General features: G+C 62.1%; 29 protein-coding genes and 1 other RNA gene. All 30 read right to left on the bottom strand.

Annotation, left to right across the window (positions count from 1 at the left end; genetic code table 11):
- Positions 1-9: 9 nt before the first annotated feature.
- The 30 genes from R3175_RS07480 to R3175_RS07335 all read right to left on the bottom strand — a co-directional run bounded on the left by R3175_RS07480 (position 10) and on the right by R3175_RS07335 (position 18711).
- Positions 10-408, bottom strand: a complete 399-nt coding sequence (locus R3175_RS07480; RefSeq protein WP_318943362.1) for a hypothetical protein — start codon at positions 406-408, stop codon at positions 10-12.
- Positions 409-1419 carry a phage protease gene (locus tag R3175_RS07475; RefSeq protein ID WP_318943360.1) on the bottom strand — a complete coding sequence of 337 codons (1011 nt, stop codon included), beginning with the start codon at positions 1417-1419 and terminating at the stop codon, positions 409-411.
- Positions 1420-1663: 244 nt separating this feature from the next.
- Complete coding sequence (locus R3175_RS07470; RefSeq protein ID WP_318943358.1) at positions 1664-2149, bottom strand: phage virion morphogenesis protein; 486 nt, start codon at positions 2147-2149, stop codon at positions 1664-1666.
- A gap of 128 nt (positions 2150-2277) precedes the next feature.
- On the bottom strand, positions 2278-3600 hold the full coding sequence (locus R3175_RS07465) for a phage minor head protein (protein WP_318943357.1): 1323 nt from the start codon (positions 3598-3600) through the stop codon (positions 2278-2280).
- On the bottom strand, positions 3590-5131 hold the full coding sequence (locus tag R3175_RS07460) for a DUF935 domain-containing protein (RefSeq protein WP_318943355.1): 1542 nt from the start codon (positions 5129-5131) through the stop codon (positions 3590-3592). The genes R3175_RS07465 and R3175_RS07460 overlap by 11 nt, the downstream gene beginning before the upstream one ends.
- Positions 5125-6702: a hypothetical protein gene (locus R3175_RS07455; protein WP_318943352.1), complete on the bottom strand. Its 1578-nt coding sequence runs from the start codon at positions 6700-6702 to the stop codon at positions 5125-5127. The genes R3175_RS07460 and R3175_RS07455 overlap by 7 nt, the downstream gene beginning before the upstream one ends.
- Positions 6702-7277, bottom strand: coding sequence for a DUF3486 family protein (locus R3175_RS07450; protein WP_318943351.1), 576 nt, complete (start codon positions 7275-7277; stop codon positions 6702-6704). Before R3175_RS07450 ends, R3175_RS07455 begins: the two co-directional genes overlap by 1 nt.
- The gene (locus tag R3175_RS07445; RefSeq protein ID WP_318943349.1) at positions 7277-7555 is read right to left on the bottom strand and encodes an ArsR family transcriptional regulator; all 279 of its coding nucleotides are present in this window, start codon (positions 7553-7555) and stop codon (positions 7277-7279) included. The genes R3175_RS07450 and R3175_RS07445 overlap by 1 nt, the downstream gene beginning before the upstream one ends.
- 26 nt (positions 7556-7581) lie before the next feature.
- The gene (locus tag R3175_RS07440; protein ID WP_318943347.1) at positions 7582-7896 is read right to left on the bottom strand and encodes a DUF2730 family protein; all 315 of its coding nucleotides are present in this window, start codon (positions 7894-7896) and stop codon (positions 7582-7584) included.
- Positions 7896-8114 carry a hypothetical protein gene (locus R3175_RS07435; protein WP_318943346.1) on the bottom strand — a complete coding sequence of 73 codons (219 nt, stop codon included), beginning with the start codon at positions 8112-8114 and terminating at the stop codon, positions 7896-7898. Before R3175_RS07435 ends, R3175_RS07440 begins: the two co-directional genes overlap by 1 nt.
- A 252-nt stretch (positions 8115-8366) precedes the next feature.
- Entirely contained in the window at positions 8367-8753 is a 387-nt protein-coding gene (locus R3175_RS07430; protein ID WP_318943345.1) for a hypothetical protein, read from the bottom strand.
- On the bottom strand, positions 8744-9481 hold the full coding sequence (locus R3175_RS07425; RefSeq protein WP_318943344.1) for a transglycosylase SLT domain-containing protein: 738 nt from the start codon (positions 9479-9481) through the stop codon (positions 8744-8746). Before R3175_RS07425 ends, R3175_RS07430 begins: the two co-directional genes overlap by 10 nt.
- 1 nt (position 9482) lies before the next feature.
- Positions 9483-9800: a putative holin gene (locus tag R3175_RS07420; RefSeq protein WP_318943342.1), complete on the bottom strand. Its 318-nt coding sequence runs from the start codon at positions 9798-9800 to the stop codon at positions 9483-9485.
- 119 nt (positions 9801-9919) lie between these two features.
- Positions 9920-10408 (bottom strand): zinc ribbon domain-containing protein, encoded by a 489-nt coding sequence (locus R3175_RS07415; RefSeq protein WP_318943340.1) that lies wholly within the window; start codon positions 10406-10408, stop codon positions 9920-9922.
- Positions 10409-10483: 75 nt separating this feature from the next.
- Positions 10484-10879: a Mor transcription activator family protein gene (locus R3175_RS07410; RefSeq protein ID WP_318943339.1), complete on the bottom strand. Its 396-nt coding sequence runs from the start codon at positions 10877-10879 to the stop codon at positions 10484-10486.
- Positions 10880-10882: 3 nt separating this feature from the next.
- The gene (locus R3175_RS07405) at positions 10883-11392 is read right to left on the bottom strand and encodes a hypothetical protein (RefSeq protein ID WP_318943337.1); all 510 of its coding nucleotides are present in this window, start codon (positions 11390-11392) and stop codon (positions 10883-10885) included.
- Positions 11389-11955 carry a regulatory protein GemA gene (locus R3175_RS07400; protein ID WP_318943335.1) on the bottom strand — a complete coding sequence of 189 codons (567 nt, stop codon included), beginning with the start codon at positions 11953-11955 and terminating at the stop codon, positions 11389-11391. Before R3175_RS07400 ends, R3175_RS07405 begins: the two co-directional genes overlap by 4 nt.
- Positions 11945-12136, bottom strand: coding sequence for a hypothetical protein (locus R3175_RS07395; RefSeq protein WP_318943333.1), 192 nt, complete (start codon positions 12134-12136; stop codon positions 11945-11947). Before R3175_RS07395 ends, R3175_RS07400 begins: the two co-directional genes overlap by 11 nt.
- Positions 12137-12150: 14 nt before the next feature.
- Positions 12151-12215: hammerhead ribozyme type II (locus R3175_RS07390), an RNA gene on the bottom strand.
- On the bottom strand, positions 12214-12426 hold the full coding sequence (locus tag R3175_RS07385) for a hypothetical protein (protein WP_318943332.1): 213 nt from the start codon (positions 12424-12426) through the stop codon (positions 12214-12216). The genes R3175_RS07390 and R3175_RS07385 overlap by 2 nt, the downstream gene beginning before the upstream one ends.
- Positions 12423-12719 (bottom strand): HU family DNA-binding protein, encoded by a 297-nt coding sequence (locus tag R3175_RS07380; RefSeq protein ID WP_318943330.1) that lies wholly within the window; start codon positions 12717-12719, stop codon positions 12423-12425. The genes R3175_RS07385 and R3175_RS07380 overlap by 4 nt, the downstream gene beginning before the upstream one ends.
- A 41-nt stretch (positions 12720-12760) precedes the next feature.
- Positions 12761-13381 carry a DUF3164 family protein gene (locus R3175_RS07375; RefSeq protein ID WP_318943328.1) on the bottom strand — a complete coding sequence of 207 codons (621 nt, stop codon included), beginning with the start codon at positions 13379-13381 and terminating at the stop codon, positions 12761-12763.
- Positions 13382-13391: 10 nt separating this feature from the next.
- Positions 13392-13730, bottom strand: a complete 339-nt coding sequence (locus tag R3175_RS07370) for a hypothetical protein (RefSeq protein ID WP_318943325.1) — start codon at positions 13728-13730, stop codon at positions 13392-13394.
- The gene (locus tag R3175_RS07365) at positions 13727-14086 is read right to left on the bottom strand and encodes a hypothetical protein (RefSeq protein ID WP_318943324.1); all 360 of its coding nucleotides are present in this window, start codon (positions 14084-14086) and stop codon (positions 13727-13729) included. Before R3175_RS07365 ends, R3175_RS07370 begins: the two co-directional genes overlap by 4 nt.
- Positions 14083-14733 (bottom strand): hypothetical protein, encoded by a 651-nt coding sequence (locus tag R3175_RS07360; protein ID WP_318943323.1) that lies wholly within the window; start codon positions 14731-14733, stop codon positions 14083-14085. The genes R3175_RS07365 and R3175_RS07360 overlap by 4 nt, the downstream gene beginning before the upstream one ends.
- Positions 14730-15470, bottom strand: coding sequence for an ATP-binding protein (locus tag R3175_RS07355; protein WP_318943321.1), 741 nt, complete (start codon positions 15468-15470; stop codon positions 14730-14732). The genes R3175_RS07360 and R3175_RS07355 overlap by 4 nt, the downstream gene beginning before the upstream one ends.
- A 31-nt stretch (positions 15471-15501) precedes the next feature.
- Positions 15502-17592: a Mu transposase C-terminal domain-containing protein gene (locus tag R3175_RS07350; RefSeq protein ID WP_318943319.1), complete on the bottom strand. Its 2091-nt coding sequence runs from the start codon at positions 17590-17592 to the stop codon at positions 15502-15504.
- Positions 17589-17831: an antirestriction protein ArdR gene (locus tag R3175_RS07345; RefSeq protein WP_318943317.1), complete on the bottom strand. Its 243-nt coding sequence runs from the start codon at positions 17829-17831 to the stop codon at positions 17589-17591. Before R3175_RS07345 ends, R3175_RS07350 begins: the two co-directional genes overlap by 4 nt.
- Positions 17828-18244 (bottom strand): hypothetical protein, encoded by a 417-nt coding sequence (locus R3175_RS07340; protein ID WP_318943316.1) that lies wholly within the window; start codon positions 18242-18244, stop codon positions 17828-17830. Before R3175_RS07340 ends, R3175_RS07345 begins: the two co-directional genes overlap by 4 nt.
- Before the next feature lie 176 nt (positions 18245-18420).
- Positions 18421-18711: a helix-turn-helix transcriptional regulator gene (locus R3175_RS07335; RefSeq protein ID WP_318943315.1), complete on the bottom strand. Its 291-nt coding sequence runs from the start codon at positions 18709-18711 to the stop codon at positions 18421-18423.
- Between the last annotated feature and the right edge of the window lie 174 nt (positions 18712-18885).

Raw genomic sequence — 18885 nt, 5'->3', positions numbered from 1 at the left:
TTGCGCTCCTTAGATGCGTACCCAGACGCCGTCCACGTCGACGTCTTCGATGGTGCCGGCGGCAGAGCGGGTGGCCCCTCCGTCTGTAGCGGCTACGGTCTGGTCGTCCACGATGTAGGCGCTGCTGCCGATGTGAGTGCGGTCGATGCTGCCGTCGTTCTCCAGCTGGAAAACGCCACGGCGAACGACCACGTCGGCATCGCCATCGGCTCCACCGCTGTTGTCGATCTGTTCCTTGGCGACGCCTGCCGGCTTGAGGCCAGTTGCCGTGGAGCCCGGCTCGGCGTAGCCAGTGGCATTCAGCACAACCAGGGCGCCAGCGAAGATCTGAGCCCCACCGGCGACGTCATAGCCGTAGTCTTCGCCACGACGCCAGGGGGTATTGCGGTCTCGGGTCAGGGCGGTCATTTACGCCTCCTTCTGCTTTGCGTAATCGTCGGGATCGATGCCAGTGCCCCGGCAGACGGCCAGTTCTTCCTCGGACAGACCGTCCTTGTCGTCGCCTTCAGGCTTCTTTCCACCGGTCTGCTGGCCGGTCAGGGCGGCCACTGGTTGGGCGTTGTCCAGGTAGCTGCGCAGCGCGGCCACGTCTCCCTCGCCCAGTTCGCGTGCCCAGTTCTCCATGGCAGGCAGCAGGCGGCCGTCGTCCAGGCCCTGCTTGACCAGGTTGTCCACTTCGCTGCCGTTCAGCTTCGCGGTCAGGGCGGCCACCTGGTCCTTCACAGCGGTCAGGGCCGCAACCGGCACGTACTTGGCCGGGTCCGGCTTACCGGCTTCGGCGCGGGCAGCGGCCACGTCGGCCTCAGCCTGGGTGGCTTTATCGATCAGCGCCTGGATGGCGGCGCGGACCTGCTCGGGGGTGGCGTCAGCCTCCAGGCCGAGCAGCTTCAACAGTTCTTCATCCACGGGGTGTTCCTCCTCGGGGTGGTTGGTCAGGTAGCGGGCGGCTGCCACGTCGGCAATGCCGTCAATGGCCGGGTAATTGGTCACGGCGGCCATCAGCAGCTCGGTGACCTCGCCGGTTTTGTTGAACTTGAAAACGGGGGACAGGTAGCGGTACTCGTCGGCCTCGATCATGGCGGACGCCTTGGTGGTCCATTCCACATCCACGGCATAGAGGCCATCGCCCTCGCGCCATTCCAGGCGCTCGAACCAGGCGGCAGCGGGCGCCGGGTTGCCAGAGGTTTCGGCATGGAGGGTCTGGTGTTCGTAGTCGATCACGAAGGGGGTGGCCCGCCGGGATGCCAGGGCAATGACCTGGCGAGCGGTGTCCGCAGTCATCACCCAGCCGTCGATGCCAGCCGGTCGGCCGTCACGGGCACGGAAGGTACCTGCCGGGAACAGCTGGATCTCACGGGCGGCCTTTCGGCCCAGTGAGGTGGTGCATGCAGCGATTTGGATGTGGTGTTTGGTAGCCATGCCGCCAGATTACGGAGGCGGTCGGCGTGGGATAAGGTGAAGGACTTCAGGGGTAGATCAGGGAATGACCAAGGGCGGCCATCAGAGGGGGGTTGTGAGGCAGAGAATACACTTTGCCCCACGGCCAGCTCAAGCAACCAACGTTAGAAAGGCGTTAGAGCGATCAGGGCGGCCGCAAACCAGTTTTTCAGCTATCGTCGGATGCCCCAACCCCATCAAAGCCCTTACAAGCCATCTGAGGCGGTCAAAGAAAACCGCCCACCAAGTGTTGCCGGACAATGTCCAGAATGTCCTGTTCATCGTCCGGGCCGATGCCCAGGAATGGCCGGGCCGGGATGTCGCCCCAGGGGATGGGGCCGCCCCGTTGGGTGCGGCCGAACTCGCCTTGCTCCGCCCCGAACTGGTGGGTGGGTGCCTGGACCTTGTTGGTGCCGATCTCGGCATAGGCCAGGCCGAAGTCTGACACGATGGAGCCGGCCAGCAGCCCCTCGTCCTGCAGAATCTGCCCGCCGGCCCGGTGTGGCCGCTGCGCCAGGGTGACCTCCGAGAGCGGATCCCAGGCCACCCCGGTGGCCGGGTCCGACTCGGTGGCAAAGGCCCGTTCGGTGGCGCTCTCCATGACGGCCGCAATACCGGCCATGGCATCGCGGGGATTCTCGGCAGCGTGCAGCAGCTTCTGCAGGGCGTCGGAGACGTCGTCGCGGGTGACTTCCAGGTGGATGGTGCTCATTGGCGATTCTTTAACCTATTGGATATACTGAAACTCTCGGATGGGTGTAAGTCTCAACTGGTAGAGCGGCGGGCACTTCGGTGCCGGCGTGTTGCGGGTTCGACTCCCGTCATCCATCCGGCATTTCCTCAAAGCGTCCCCTCCAGCAGCTCGTACTGCCCCGCTTTCAGATCCCCAACCTTGACCTGGTAGGCGTTGATCACCGCATCCAGCGGTACCTTCTCGCTTTTCGGCAGGCGGTAGGGGGCATTCACGATCACCCGGTAGGCGGCCTCGGTCTCTGCCTTCACCACATACACCAGGTTCTGCTTTCTCCGGTCCCAAAGCACCGCCTCGGGTTCGGCCAGCAACCGTGGCAGTGCCTGGTAGACCTCCATGGGAAGGGACACGCCATCGGCCTGGTGCTTGCGGCTGTCTGCGTGCAGCAGCTGCTTCTCGCCGATGACCAGCAGCCGGCTTGGCGCCTTGCCGGTCCGTTCCAGCACCGCACGAGCCAAGCTCTCGGTGAGGATCCCCACGGACGCCAGGCCGTGACCCGCACGCCGCCCCGTCAATATGCGCTCGGCCCACTGGGCGAATGCCTCGTGCCTCAACTCGGAGTTATTCAGGCTCTGGACCACCTGGCTTCGCAGCTCGGTGCTGCGCACCTGGCCCAGCTTGGCGGCAATGCTGGCATCCACCCCGAAGGCAGCGGCCCCGGTATTGGCTGCCCAGCCCACATCCGGGCTCATGGTTTGGCCATCCGGCAGGTGGATAACCGCATGATCCAGGGTGACCACCTCACCGGTGCGGATGTCGGTACCGGCCTCGCCTTGCACCTGTTCGATGTAATCGGCGCCGTTCTCCACCACCAGTTCCTCGCGCTCCACCTGGCGTTTGGTCAGGGCCCGCACGCGGCACCGGCAGCCCCAGCCGTTGGGCGGGTACAGGTACTGCCAGATCGGGTCGTCCCAGCGGAACACGCGGCCATTCATCGCACCGTGCGACGGCCGGGTGCGGTCGTCCATCACCGCCACGTATTGCCAATACGGGTGGGTGCTGGTGGTGGCCAGCTGCCGGCGGTACCGGCCGGCCATGTACGCCGTCTGCAGGTTGGTGCGGTAGATGGTCTTCAGCCGCCAGGGGCTGCCCAGTTGCACGCTCCGGTTGTTGCCCCGATCATCGCCCCACACCTGCTTGCCCCACCAGCCCTTGGCTTTGAGCTTGGGGGCCAGCTGCTCCACAAACTGGCGGCTGGTTTGGCCCTCGGCCAGGGCCTGGTCCACGGCGTCGCGGATGTCTTCCAGGATGTCCAGGCGCATGGCCTTGGCCACGGTGAAGGCGCGGGCATGGGCGGCTGCGTCCAGCTCGTGCCACTGGTCGCTGATCTGGTACCCCTTGGAGCGCAGAAACGCCACCGCGTCCTTGGGCTCCATCTTCATGGCCGCCCGCAGTTCCACCTTATCCGCCATGAATCTGGCCCCACAGCTCCGCCACAAACGCCGCCCGGTGCAGGCGCTCCTGCAGCTGCTCGTCGTCCATCTCCGGCCACAGCTCGTCCAGCCGGTCCCGCAGGGCTTCCGGCCCTTCGGCGGCGGCCGCCATGATGGGTTGCAGCAGGCCGATCATCTGGCTGTCCAGGTCGCCCTCGGACAGTGCGGTGAGGGCGTCGTCCAGAGCGTCCTGGTCCTCGAAGCTGGCCGGCCCTGCGTTAGGCGCGGTCCGCAGGGCGGCGGTTCTAACGGCGGCTGGTGTCTGCTCCGCCTGGCTGCCCAGCACCGCCTCGCCGTCTTCCGGCTCCGGTATACCCAGTTTTTGGTGTGCCCATTTCAGCGGGATGCGCAGGCCGGCCTCGGCCAGTTTGGGCAGGGATTCTGCGTACTGGCTGATGTCTTCCGGTTGCTCGGTCTCGAACATCCACTGGGGCATGCGCCGCAAGGGCGTGTTGAGCCGGGCCAGCGGCGCCACCAGGTATTGGCTGAGCGACCGGGCCAATTGCTTGGCGTCGCTAATCAGGATGTCGTGGCGCACCTCGTTGTGCACCTGGCCCAGGGCGTAGGCACCGCCGCCCGAAGCGGAGGTCTGGCTGGTCAGCGTGCCGCCCAAGATCGCCTTGGAGACGCTGGATTCTGCCCAGTGCACCATGGCCATGAACGGATCGGAGGCGCCCTTGGCGGCCTCCTTGAACTCCATTTCCATGCCATGGGGCACAATACCGGCCGCCGCGTGGCCGATGTTGACCACGGCCCGCATGAGGGTCGCTTTCTCGGCGTCGCTGGCACCGGGCTGGTACTTGCCCAGGCGCAGCGGTAAGCCGTAGATCTCCAGGAACTCGGCAAAGTCTCGCGCTGAGAAGTTGCGGAACAGGTACGGCCAGGCCAGGATGCGTGCCAGCCCGCCTCGGGCCAGGTAGCCGGACTTGGCCTTGTGGGTATGGACCAGCCAGCCCAAGGGGCGCAGCGGTTCGCCCTGGCCGTCCGTGGAGCGCAGGCGCAGCTGGTTGCGGTCTTCCAGCGGGCACATGAACCAGTCCGGCTGCCGGTAGTCCACTGCAGCCAGGTGCCACTGGCCCTCGCTGCGGTCCCAGTTGTACTCCTGGCAGGCGTAGCCGTGCAGGATGGCGGCAGAGGCGTCGTAAACGATGGTTTCCCAGTCCAGGACGCGGATCATGTTCTCCACCCGGCGGGTCCATTCCCGCTCCTGGTCGGTGGCGTCTTCGGGCGGGCGCAGGTCCCAGTTCAGGCCCAGGATGGCCCGGCGGCGCTTGCTCAGCTCGGCAAACAGGTGGGCATCCTTCTCTTCCATGTCTTCACCCAGCTGGGCCTGGGCCACCAGGTTGCCCTGCTCGGCATCCTCCAGGATGCGGGCGAGCTTGGCGGGCGTAAGCCCCCGGCTGGGGTGCTCTGCAAATTCCCGGTGCAGGTGGCCCACGCGGGCGGTCTGCTGCTCCAGCTTGGGGGCCTTGGGGATGGGCTGGCCGCGCGAATCCAGTATGTCTACCATGCGCCACTCTCCATTGAGGGCAGATCCGCGATGGAATCCGCCAGGTCATGCTCGATGGCGTCCCAGCGCGACTGGCGCGTGGGGGCCGCTGTGAATTCGATGGGGGCCACCTCGCTCTGGCTGGCGTAGTAGGCCAACGCCAGCGCAATGGCTGCATCCCCGTGGCGTTTCTTGTCGCTGCCGGTCTTTGCATCCGGCAGTTTTGGGATGCCCTTGATCACCTGGATGGCTCGCAGGTCGTCCAGCACATCGCTGTCGCGGGGGATCTCGATGCCATCGTCTTCAAAGGCGGCCTTGAATTTAGGCATGGCCTCCAGGTACCAGGACTGCGACAGCATCACCGCCTCAACACGCCCGGAGCCGTATCGGTAGACGGCTTGCTCCGCCAGGTACTGGCCATTGCCCCGGCCATCGAGGGCGCCGCCCTGCAGGCGCGGCAGGCGGTCGGCGATGTAGTACAGCACCTGTTCCTGCTGCTTGAAGGGCACATTGCGCAGCTCGGCGATGAATGGCACGGTGCGCTTGAGTTGCTGGGTGATGGCCATCGGCGCGATGACCGTCAGGTCTCCACTGCGGCCGAAGTCCTCACCAAAGACATGGGACTCCTCTGGATTGAGGCTCTGCAGCAAGGGCAGCAGTTCCTGCTCGCACCAATCCTGGATTTCAGCGGCTCGCAAGTGCTCCGGCCAGGCGTTGAACTCCGCACTGCCTTCAAACCGCGCCACCGGTGCATCCACCATCCGGGCCTCAATCAGGGCTCGGGAGATGTAGGCACCGCCACCGGACTTGGGCACACAGTAGTACTCTTCCAGCGCGTCCTCGCGGGTGGCGGTATCTTTCAGCAGGTTCTCTTTCCACTGGTCTTCGGCTGCTTGGCTCCAGTCATCGCCCTTGATCTGGCAGATCCGCTGGTACAGGCCTTCGTCACAGGCGTTGTCCAGGGTGATGCGGTGGACGCTGTAGCGCTTCTTACCGGCCCGACTGTCCTGGATCAGCTCGTTAAACAGGTTCTCGACGCCGTTATGGGTGCTGATCAAGCGGACCTTGGCACCCCACATGGTCAGTGCCAGGGCGGCCTTGAGCACTTCGGCCAGCCGTTCATGGAAGGCGGCCTCATCAATGGTGACATTGCCCTGCATGCCCCGCAGGTTGCTGGGATTGGAGCTGAGGGCCTGCACCTTGAAACCGGACGCGAAGTAGACCACAAAGGTCAGGATGTCCTTGTCGTCATCCTCCAGGACTTCCTCCTGGATCTCGCCGGCGGCCCGATCAAAGGCTTTCGCCCACATGGCCACGGCCTCGATGAACTCCCGGGCCATCTCCTTGTTGGAGCCGACATAGAAGTGGTTGGTACCGCCTTCAGACTTGGCCGTGCCCGCGCACAGAGCAGCATCGGCTGCCTCTGCCCAGGTGAGGCCCGTTCGCCGGGACTTCTCCGCGATCTTCAGGGGCGAGTCATCGGCAATCCAGCGTTTCTGGTAGCCCAGCAGCACCTCGTCCGCATCAAACTGCAGCAGATCCTCCAGGCCCGCCCGGACAGCGGCGGTAATGGCGTTTTGCTGCATACTCATCAGGCGATCCCCAGTATCTGGGCCTTGATTTGCGCCACGCTGTCAGCGGTCAGGCCCTGCTGATTCGCAGACGCCTCCACAGCCGCGGCCGCTTCTTCGGCGAATGCCTGGCGTATGTCCTTCTCCCGCTTATGGGCATTCATGGCAGTCTGCTCCAGGCGCTGGGCGGCCAACATGGCATCCTTGATCATCCCGATATCGACCTCTTCTTCCGGGTTGAGCATCTGGTTGCGCATGGCTTTGAAAAGCTGGGAACGACCGATCTCCAGGATCAGCTTGGTGGTTTCGCCTTGGGGTGCGTCGCCAAGGTCCGCGACCAGGGCGCTGGTCTGCTCCCGCAACTCCCGGAGGTCACGGCCAATTTCGGCCATCTCAGTGGCGTAGCGGTTCAGGCCGGAGCGGCTGAGCTTCTGCTCGTCCGGCAGCCCGTTCTCCTCGATGACCTCGTTAATCGCATCCAGGATGTCCGCCTGGGTCCATTTGCCGTCCCGCAACATCTCGTCGAGCGATTTTCGGATCGGCTGCGGTAACAGATCGATCTTGGAGCGACGCCCACGCGTCACCTTGCCGCTCATCAGCGCACCGCCGAAGGGCGTTTAACGCCCGGCACGAGGGCCAGACCGTTGGCCACGTCCTGGCCACGCTGGGTGATGCGGGCAATCTGGGAGTGGCCAATAGGCTCACAGGTAATCAATCCCTGCTCCGCCAGCCAGGCCAAAAGGGATTTGAGTTGATCCCGCGAACAGGCCAGCGCCCAGCGCCCCAGCTCGTCGGCAATCATGGATTCGTTCATGCTGTAGTCAGGCACTTGATCCAGCATGCGCAGGATGCAAATGCGTTGGTGCTCTCGCATGTTCTCCTGGTACGACATCGGAACCCTCACTTGGCGTTCATCAGGTAATCGTGAATTCGGTCCAGGGTGGTCGTCACCCGGTCCAGCTTGCTCTCCAGTCCCGCGTACTGGCTTTGTAACTTGGCGATGTCCTCATGGGTTGGGCTGTGACGCAGGCTTTCCTCAGCCGTTATCAGCCGGCGCTCTAAAGACTCCGTTCGCACTGCCAAGGCTTCGATCTCCCCCTTGTTCTTTTCACGTCCCCGGTCGATCCACACAAACACCATCAACCCGAGGGTGAAAACCCACTGCAGCAAATCCAACCAGAACTTCAGCTTGCTGTAGTCGAGACCGTCATCCATCACCGGCGCTCCAGCTTGTCGTGAATCTGCCGGCACTCCGTGCAGCGCATGGCCGTGGGCATGGCCTCTAGCCGCTCTCGAATGTTCCCATCGCAGTCGCTGCACAACCCTGTGGTGTTGCGTGGCGCCTTGGCTTGCTCCCGGTGAGTGGCCAGGGCGTAAGCCACTTGTTGCTCAGCCAGCCGGCTGGCCCGTTCGTAGTCTTTCTCGGTGAACACAGTCACTACTCCAGCGGTCAATGCTCTGTAACTGCAGCCAGCCCTGGGAGCCCCAGTGGTGCAGACGTTTGATGTAACCCGCCACGTCCTTCTGGCTGTAGTCGCCAGTTGGGCGGGCGGGCTGTTCTTCGGGTTTGGTCATCTTGCCCGGCACGGTGCAGAGAACCGGAGCGGGCAAAATGGGCGGTACCGGCATTGGCTCCGGCGTGGTGCTGCAGCCGGCCAGTAGCGCAATCATTGGCACCCAGCGAGTCATGGCAGTGCCTCGATCACGTTGCGGAGCACCGGGGCCACGGGGCCGTCATCGGTAGGCTCGGCCCTGTCGATCAGCTGCTGGGCAGGCTCATAGCGGGCATCGTTCGCCGCCTGGTCTTGCTCCAGGGCATCAACAGCCGCTTTAGCGGCCATCTGTTCCTCTGCCATACGTGCGGCATCGGTCTTCCATCGTTCGGCACTTGCACGCCAACTGTCCCGGTTGGTGGACAGTTGCTGGATCTGCAGCTGCAAACGCTTAACCGTTAACTCCGCCTGGTTGGTGCGATACCAGCCGTACAGGCCACTGCCCAGGGCAGCCAGGACTGACAGCAGGGTGACCGTCAGCAACGCTTTGGTGGCGCCGGTTGCAAGGGTTAGCGGCATGGTGCCCTCCCAGGCCATCCGGCCAGGCGGTATCTGGGTTCAAGCTCAAAGAGGATGCGCTGGGGGTAGTGGCGGTTTTCCCGGCGCGCCCATTCGGCCCGCCGGGTGTAGTGTTCTACATGGTCAAACCACAGGTCTGGGTTTGCGCCTGCAGCTCGTGCCAACCGTCTGTCCCGCGAAAGCCAGCCGGGGCCGCCGTTGTAGGCTGAAAGCGCAAAGGCCCAGCGGTCACAGATCGGAACATCACGCGCATTCCAGGGCTTTACGCGGGACACCAGGTGTTTGTCGAAGCGGAGCATAGCCCGCAGTGCCCAGGCCGGACTGAACGGTGCGGCCTCGCCAAGATCTGGGTAGATCTCGCTGATCCAGGCAGCGGTGGCCGGGGTGAACTGGGCCAGGCCATCCGCATACGGGCTGCGGGCGGTGGTTCGCCAGCTGGATTCCTGATGGATCTGGGCGGCGAACATGGCCACCGGGGCGTCCAGGCCGAACTCCTGCTGGGCCAGGCGGGTCAGCTCCCGCTGGTGTTGCATGGCAGCCTCGGGAATTGGCCCAGCATAGACTGGGCTGCATCCACCCAGGGCGGAGCCAATAATCATGACCAGAATCATCAACAGCGGACCCAGAACCGCGCCCAGGATCTCATCGAGCAGAGTCTTGCGGTAGCTGCCTGCCGGCAGCCGGCCTTCAATCTCCAGTTGGCGAACGATTGGCGAGAACAGCGGCACGTTACACCCCCACACCCAGGGCGAGGATGGTGGCAGCCATGATGATCGCTCTGCGGATCATGCACTGACAGACAACGCTCCAGAATTCAGGCGTTTTTCCTGCACGTTGCTCAGGGAAAAACTCACCCGGCCGGGCATAGTAGAAAATAGAACGGTCGATCCAGTAACCGAGGTAGGCACCCGCTGACAACTTGGTCAGGCTCCACAGGAGGACGCCCAGCTGGTGTGGGTACAGGATGCCCACGACGGTGGCCATTAATAGGGTTGCTATCAGCCAGGGGCCGGCGCGGAATTTGTCGAGTAAGGTCTGTGTTTTCATGGCCCCAGATTAGGGGCCGGTGCGGGATGGAATAAGGTGAAGGGCTTCAGGGGTTGCTCAACCGGTATTGGTCACCAGTTGAGCAGGGATGATACCACTTGATTAGTGGTGCGCATACGTCAGGCGTTTTCCAGCTTGGAAGCAAGTAGGTCTCGCATCTCAGCGTTGCCGTGCATTTCGGCATAATCCAGGTGAGAAAGAGGTAACGGGTTATCGCCCAAATCCAGCCCGGAATTCAAAATGGCTCTCGCTGTTTCCAAGTCATTTTTGGCTATTGCGTCCTGAAGGGCCTGGTGACGGGACTTGGCATCAGAAGATAGTTGGTTCTGGGAGGCCTCAGCCTCCAGGTTGGCACCGCAGTGCTTACACACAACGGCCGCGCTTTTAACGGCTTCTGCACACCTGGGGCATTGCTTCATCGAACCCTGGATAATGGCCTGCTTCTCTTTCTTGGCATCCGTAGAGCTGACCACTATGGAGGCAAGAATACCCAAGGGCCCAAAAATGACTCCTATCAGAAACCAGGGAAAGGCATCACGACCTTTGTGGTTGGCGATCATGGCGGAAACCCCGCCGCAGATGATCCAGAGTACAACTAGCGCAGCCATGCCTTTCTCCTTGTCCGTGTTAATAACTGCTGTTTCAAGAAGATACTTAGCCAGTCAAATCAACGCAATAAAAGCCTATGCGAACATGTCCTGCTGCCGCTCGTCGGCTTCTCTTGCTGAAGCCAGAATACTGAACACTTGACGCTCCGTCAGGCCGCACTCCAAAGCCAGCCGGCCAACGGTAACGCCTTTGCTCCGGGATTCACAGATGGCGGTATTCCGGGCCGCCCGCAACGCGTCCGCACAACGCGGCACACCCAGCTCGCCTCCGCAGACGTGATCGGCCAGGGCCTCGGCGGCGTCCTGGCCGATCCATTTCACCAGCGGGTGATCCTGGGTGACGGTTTGTGGTACCCAGATGCGGGTGCCGCCCACGCACTCCACCAGCTGCAGCGCCGCCACCAGGCCGATCACGTCCACCAGTTCGCTCACGGTGGGCGGTAGGTACTTGGTATCCAGTAACAGCGCCATGATTTACCCCTTTGCCTTGGTGAATTTGGCGGGATCTACACCCAGGCGTCGCATGTCTTCCTCCCACTTGCGGCGGGCTTCCTCCGGTGATTCGTCACGGCCTTGTTTTTTCTCCCAGGATGTGGGGCGCCGGTCTGACTCAGGCTCTACAGCTGGCCGTTTGGCCTCGGGAGCCACAGAGGCCAGTACCTGCTTGAGGTAGTTGTGGTTCTTCAGTGGCTGCACCTGGCCGCGCTGGCGCTTCTCGTGGATGCTGCGCACGGTGTCGTTCAGTGCGGCCACCAGGCTGTCACGATCCGCGATGTCCAGGGTCTCCTGGGCAAGCTTGAGGGCGCGGGCGTTGTTGAGGTCGGACTTGGCCGGACGGAACAGCCCCAGGTACTGCACCAGGGGCCTGGCCAGCGGGCGACCCAGACCGGACAACAGGCCCAGCAGCTCGCTGCCGGCGTCGTCCTGGATCAGGGCTTCCAGCTGGATATGGCTGTGGCATACGGGGCAACGGCCTAGCTTCATGCTTCAGCCTCCGAATACGCAGCGACCAGTCGCTGCAAGGCTGCCCGGTTACGACGCCAGTTCTTCGGTAAACTGGCCACCTTCTTTTCTACGTCTTCAAGCGTTAGACCTTTCTCTTCCAGGTAACGCTCTAACGCTGCCAGCAGGCTGCGTTTCTCCAGTTCCACATCCAGCGCTGCAATCAATGCGGTGTATTGCTCGGTGGTCTTCAACCAGGCCACGCGCTGGATGCCAAATTGGCGTTTGGCAATGGCATCGGCGTAGCTCCAGGGCGCCGTCAGTTCGGCCAGCAGCGCCTCAACTTTCTGCAGCATGGGCCTGCTGTCCAGGTTGTGAGGCGTGCCGGGATGCTCAGCCACCCGCTTGCGGGGTTTGGCCTTGAAGCCCAACTGCTTTAGGTGAGTGACCACCTTGTGCAGCTCGGCCACGGTGCAGTCCTTGCTGGACTGTTTGCCGGTGACGTTGGCCAGCATTGCCCGGTAGGTGTCCTCGTCCATGCCCAGCTGCTTGCGGGCGATGTGGATCTGGGCGGTGGGGCCTTTGCGGTTGGATCTAGCGGCCATCACTCACCCCCTTCGCCTGCTGCTGTAATCTGGTAGCAACTTCTACCGCAGCCCGTTCCATCAGGCCGAACACGACTTCCCCAATGTGACCAAACTCTCCTTGATGTTCATTTAGCCAATGCTGAAACTCCGCTCTCGCGGCATCGGCAGTCTGTCGTTCTTCGTGTTTCTTTTGACTCATGCTCTATCTCTGATCCTTGGCTGCTCGTCAGTACCAGGCCACCACGCCTGGCAGACGCCCCGGCTGGGGCGTTTCGCTTAATGCGTTACAGACGGGACTTTGAGCACTTGCTCGTCCTTCACCGGGTAGTGCTTGCGGATGGCATCACGCACTTCGTAAACCGCGAGCAGTCCCAACTGCTGTGTGACGGAAAGGTTGTCCATATCGAGTTTCTCACTGCACTGCAGCCCGATCTGGACACCGTCATCTGTGGCTTCGATGACCAGCGTGGTTTTGTCTTCCTGGCTCACGGTTGAACGGCCTCCTTGAGCGCCTTGCCGGCGGTGAATTTGGGCACAGTACGGGCGGGGATTTCGATAGCCTCACCGGTTTGGGGGTTGCGGCCGGTACGACCGGCCCGCTCTGCAGCGCTCAGGCGGCCAATGCCTGGTAGCGTGACGTCGCCGCCGCTGGCCAGCTCGGCCTGGACAACCTCGCCCAGGGCATCGACCACCGCCGTCATGTCGGCCTTGCTGATCTGATTGGATTCGCGCTTCTGCTGGTGCTTGGTGATCAGGGTGTCAATCAGTTGAGTCTTGTTCACGGTTACTGCTCCTTGCTGGGTTTTCTTGGGTTGGTGTTGGGTTAAAGGGCCGCTACATCGAGCGGAATTTGTTTGTATGGACCATCCACGCCTTGTCGCTGGTAAAAGCGCAGGTAGCTCTTGGAGCCGGTCACCTGGATGGAATCCACGATGGCCTGCATGGCCTTTTGCCACTTCTCGTCAGTGATGTTCAGGCTGCGCAGGCTTAGTACACGGGCGGTGCTGATCTTGCCTTCCTTGTCGGTCTGGAAAGCGTGCTCAACCAGGGCCTGGACCTCGGACCGGCTGCCAGCGGTCCATTCATGGATGCACTGGTCGATCAACTCCTTGGCCACCTGCAGGCGCTCGTCAAACGCCAGGTGATCGGAGACCGCTCGCATCACCCGGTACTCGCCATCAAAGCTGGTCAGGGTGACGTTGCCCTTCTGGCCGCCGTAGTTGGTGTCGTACTCGTTGGCGCTCAGCTCCAGGAAGGCCTCCACCTCGCTGGCGATCTCCGCCTTGATGCGGCGCATGTCTTCCTGCAGGTCGATCACCCTGGCGATCACGCCTTGCACCAGGTCGTCACGGAGCCGGTCCACGGCCTTGATTTGATCTTCCGGTACCAGGTGGCCCTGGCCGTTGCGCCGGAAGCCCTCCGGCAGTTGCATTGCTTGGTTCATGGCGATTCCCTCAAATCGGTTGTGGTTTGGGGCTGCGGGCCGGGCGGAACCGGCACAGCAAGCCGCGTTTCTTGGGGTAACGGTTGTGGCGCAAGGGTTCGATGTAGGCGCCGTTCTGACGAGGTAGGTCCTGCAGCTCCGCCTCAGTCTCTGCTACGGTCTCCTCCCGGATCAGCCGCACCCGTGTGCGGGTCTGGGTTCTCAGCAGTGGAAATGGCGCGTGCAGCAGGTGCTCATACCGGGCCGGATCCGCCAGGTACTGGTCCAGGCTGACGCCGTGGCGGTGCAGCATGTTGTCCGCATACAGGTCGGCGTAGTGCTCCAGGTAGGCGGTTGCGTATATGGTCATCGGTCACCCCCTTGTGACTCCGGGTTACGCGGGCAGCTGCGGCACGCACGGTAAAGGCGGATCCGCGTCGGGTTACTGCCTACAAACGGTTTTTGGCGCTCTGTTTGGCACTGGTCCCCGGTAATGGCACCCAGCACTGGGCACTCCACCAGCGCGGCCCAGGCCATGATGGCTTTCTCCATCCGGTCGGTGTTGGCCGGGTACTTGTTGGCCAGCAGGGTGCTGACGGATGCCCGGTTGATCTTGAGCCGGGCCGCTGCGGCGGCGTTGCTGCCCTCTTGGGCAACCACGCCAGCCAGCACGCGGATAAACTCGGGTGGGTTATCACCCCAGGCGCTGAGGTCTACCTGTTTCACATCAGTTCCTCCGGCTCATCGGCGTACATGACCTTGTCTAGGTTCGGGTCGTAAACCGTCTTGACGTTCTGGATCTGCGGCGGACGTGGCCCAGTGTTCATCCGGGGAATCAGCCGCAGGGTTTCCATCTTCTTCAGGCGCCTGTTGCAGGGCTCTACAACCTCCAGGTAGCCAGCTTTCTTCAGCATCTGCACATAACGCCGGGCGGAGGCGGGCTTAACTTCCACGCCGGAGCTGCTGGCATGAATAGCCAATTGGCGGGCATCCATTGGCCCCAGCATCCTCAAGCAGCGCCACATGGCCTCCTGCCCCATGCCTTGAGTAACCGGCTGGCCATCCCGCGTCAGTCGCGGAGCCTCGATGCCGTCGTCCTTGATGAGTTGGTAGTCAGCCTCCTCAAAAAGCGCATCGGTCAGGCGCACTACGTAGCCACCGGCCACCAGGCTCTGGACGTAGGTTTTCACCGTTTCATCGTCCACGGCGGCCAGCCGGGCTATGTCATACACACGGAACTTCAGACGGAACTTGCGGACCTGCTCCCACACCCGCTGGCGCGGAGGCTTACCCCCTATCAGTTCCAATTGCGCTGGCTTTCGGTAGCTTTTCTGCTTTGGATAACGCTTCTGTTCTGCCACAGCGGAGGTCATGCAAGTCTCCTTTTCGGTGCTTCCCCGGTGTACAGTTGGCGGCGTCCCCAGGAGGCCTTATCGACCCGGCTGGCACCGGACGCGGCTGACGTGTCATTGATCAGCTCCAGGTTTACCGCCACCCGGCGCACGCTGCCCCCGGAAATGTCGACCAGGTGGGCCAGCAGATCCTCCGCAATCTCGACCGCCGGGGCATACAGCGGGGCCAGCTTGGCGGCATCCTCCAGCGTGACCGGCTGAGCGGGCACCCAGGACAGCACCCGGCCATGAAAGCGTTCCCACTTCTTCAGCTTGTTGGGGATCTGCTCCTCACCGATCAGCAGGATCGGTGCCTGGCTGGACTCGTATAGATCGCGGATCAGCTCCACCGCCTTCTTGTCCACCAGGTGGTCCATCTCGTCGATAATCAGCGGCCGGGCGCTGACGGCCAGCTCTTCGGCGGCCTGATCGAGCATTTCCGGGATGGTGCGGCCCGGCTGCATGCCCATTTCGTGCAGGATGGCCAGCAGGGTGTGCTTCTTGGTCCACACCGATTTGGCCTGGACGTAGTAGGCGCGGCGACGGCAGGCCACGTGGGTGGCGGCAACGGATTTGCCAAAACCGCTGGGGCCGTACAGGCACACCATGCCGGGCAGGCTTCCAGTGCGATCAATGGCCCGTTCCAGAGCGACATCGCACAGGCCCAGGTTAGCGGTGTCCGCAACGCCGTTGACGTTCGGGGTTTGCTCATTCAACATGTCTGAATCTCCTTTTGGTGATACTTGGGGTTCAACGGATTGCGGCCGTTGAGCCCCACTCCTCGCTTTCTTCTTCTCTTCTTTTCATCGAGCGATATTCCGCGCTCATCGGATAACTCTTGAACCAGCCCCGGTCGGCCTCGGGTAGTGCCAGCTGGCCAGATTCGTACTGGCAGAACAGGCGGTACCGTTCGTCGCGGGTCATCTGTTCAAACCGGCTCAGGGGGGTGATGTCGGGTTCAACCTCAACGCGCTGCTGGGCCTGACGGCGGATCAGTTCGCCGTTAACGGTGCCCAGGGCGCCCAGGCTCATACTGTTGTCATGTTCCAGCAGGGGCTGGCCACGCAGCTCGGCCTCGATCTCCTCCCTTTGGGCGTCGTTTCGTTTCAGGCGAGCCTTGGCGCGGGTTTCGATGGCCTGTTCCCGGACCGATTTTGGGAAGTAGTCCACCCGGTTGGCGTTCCACTCGGCCCGGCAGATCAGGCGGTCGTGCTCCTGGTCAAACACCCAGATGGTGTTCGCGTCGTTGAGGTCATACGCCACTTGCACCTGCTCGCCGTGGAACTCCTCCAGGTCTTTGCTGAAGTACAGGTTCTTGAACAGGTTGATCTCGCAGCGGTTCACCGTACGGGTAACCCGTGGGCGGAATACCTGGGCGGCTTCATCACCGGTCAGAGTCAGGGCTTGCCAGCCTTGGGCTTCCGCCGTTTGCCACTGCTCGTTGGGGGTGGCGTGGCGGCGGGTGCCGGTCACGTCCGTCACCTTCGGCAGAGAGCTGTGGGGGCGCTCGTTGTACCAGGCCACTCGTTGGTGAACCCAATCCATGAACGTATCCCACGCCATCAGCGTCTGTGCCCCGCCTTTAAGGGCCTTGCGGCTGATCTTGAACTGCTGGTGGCGGGCCTCGCGGTCCATGTCCATGCCGACATATCCCGGCAGCTGCTTGGCGCCATCCACCCAGAGCGTCTGGTGTACCCGCTCAATCACACCCCGTGCCTGGGAGTTGTAGGGCAGCGAGTGGCTCATGGTTGTACCGAGCCGCGCCAGTACGCCGGTGGCCTCGTCCTTCAGCAGGGCGTTGCAGTAACCGGAGCCGTTATCCACGTAGGCAATGGCCGGTATGGCCTTGGTACAGGAGTCAATCAGCGCATCCAGTACCGCAATGCTGCTCTCGGCCAGGGCCACCGACACACCGACCACGCGCCGGGTCGCAATGTCGATCCAGCTGGTGATCTCCGGGCGGAACGGTCGCCCGTGCAGCGGGTGCTGTACCTCGCCATCAAAGGTGTGACCATCGGCGCTGTACACTTCCGCTGGCATCATGTCGCTGAAGTCCCGCCGTACAAACGGCATCAGGTTCTTCAGTTCACGGGGCCCCATGCGGCCGTGCTGTTTGGACACGTTGCCAATCTTGTCCAGGAATCTCCTGACGGCATAGATGCTGGGCGGCTGCTCGGGGCTGGCCCAGCGCTCGACCATGTCCCGATAGGCATGGGCGATGGAGGGTTTTTCCGGGCGCTGCCAGCAAACCAGGAAGGCGTTCACCCAGGCGGGTGGCGGTTCCGGCTGCCGCTTCTGCGGAGCCAGCGCCTTCACGTCTTTGGCCAGGTAGCGTTTGAGGCTCCGGACGCTAGGATACGGCGAACCGTTACCCCGGCCCCGCGAGTCCTTGGCCATCCGCAGGGCCTTGTCCAGCACCGGGTTGGTCACAGCCAATTCACCCACTTCGGCGTGAGTCAGCATGGTGACCATGGCGGCCTGCTGGGTGACCCCCTGGTTGCGCAGCAGCTCGATGGCGTTGATGATCGTCACCCTTGCGTCTGCCGTGGCCCGCTGTTTCTCCGTCAGCGGCTGACTCGCCAGGGCCTTAGTCGCTGGTGCCAGTTGCTTCGGAGCCTCAGCCACCCGCGTTAGAAGTTCTGCCGCCTGCTGGGCCTCTAACGCCTTGCGGGCCTCCAATGGCAGGTTGTTGATGTGGTACTCAAAGCCGCCGCCCCGACCCATGCGTTGCTGGGCTTCCCAGGATTCGCGCTTGGCCTTTTCGATCATGCCTTTTTCACTATGGGGTAAGCCTTGGAGCTTGGCCGCAGCTAGCTCCTTTGCGGTAAGCCACTGTTTCATCCGATCCGCTCCCAGCGCTCCGCCCCGTCGTAATCATTACCACCCATAGCCCCCCAGCGATTGCCCTGTTCATCCACGGCGATACAGCCCGGACGCCAACCACCGGCCTCACTCAAGTCCTTACGCCAGCCACAGATCACTCCTTGGTAGAAAATGACGTGGCCACTCGAATACCGCCGCTCTGCCAGGTATTCGCGAACCAATGCCAGCTCGTCCTGGGCTCGATTCATTGCGATCATTGGTCACCTCCTAACAGCAGTTCCGGCTGCTGGTGCTTTGCGACGTTTCCACGCTGATGGGCCAGATCTTCGATCAGGGTGGTCAGCGCTCCCTCCACTTCTTCCTGCTCACATCTGCCCTCATAGAAGTCGATCAACATCCCCATAACCTGGTGGGTATAGGCGCTGACCTCGTTCAACTCTTTGTGGCTGGTTCGACGGCCAGTAGGGATCTCAACCAGCATGCGGTTGGCGCTGTGGGCTAGGTACTGGGTGACAAAGTTCGCGCCACAGGCGTTCTCGAAGGCCGGAATCAACATGGCGGGCATACGACCGGAATCGAGGTACTTGTAAAGCGTGAAGTGGCTGGGGATGCCCATCAGATCTGCAATGCGCTCAACGCTACGGTTCAGCTTCTCGCGAGCATGTAGCACGTTAAGCTCCATGCCTCGCCGCAGGCTAATCGCCCGTTCGTGTTTCCAGTTTCTGCGTGCCATTTGTGTTACTGCTCCAAACTCATGCGCCAAACAAAAAGGTGATTTGCGTCTGTTCGAGCCTCTGCCCGAGGCCTAAGCTGAACGCAACTTGCAAACAGGAACGAACCATGGAGCTAAGCAACTGCAGACTGCTGCGCACTAGAGGGCGTGGTGCTACACTCTGTACGCGTATGGCGTACGTACCGCGTAGGCCAGATTTTCTGAGGCGGCACCCCCAAAAAATCAGCAACAATGCGCTCAACCTTTGGGTAAGGCGCCTTGAACACGTTGTAGAAAGTGGTGGGATTGCTGTAACCGTTACGGCGAGCCAACTCCGCAACGCTAATACCGCGTTTGCGGATTTCGGCTGCAATATCCTGGCGGTGCCAATCCTCCAAGTTTGAGCGGGTCTTTGACTTGCTCATTTTTTTGTCCTCGTTCTAACCAGTTTCGCTAAAGCGTGTGGGTCACGGCTTTACGTAAACAGGTTAGCACCATGGAGCGAGATAAAACAACACTTTTATGCGAACTTTCTCGCTTCAGAGTTCGAGTTCAAACAGCAGAGAGCGCAATTTTTTAATAATCCGTTAATAAACAAG

The organism is Marinobacter sp., assembly GCF_033722735.1.
Lineage (GTDB): Bacteria > Pseudomonadota > Gammaproteobacteria > Pseudomonadales > Oleiphilaceae > Marinobacter.
Note: the sequence above shows the minus strand (reverse complement) of the source record. Positions and strands in the feature narration are given on the sequence as shown.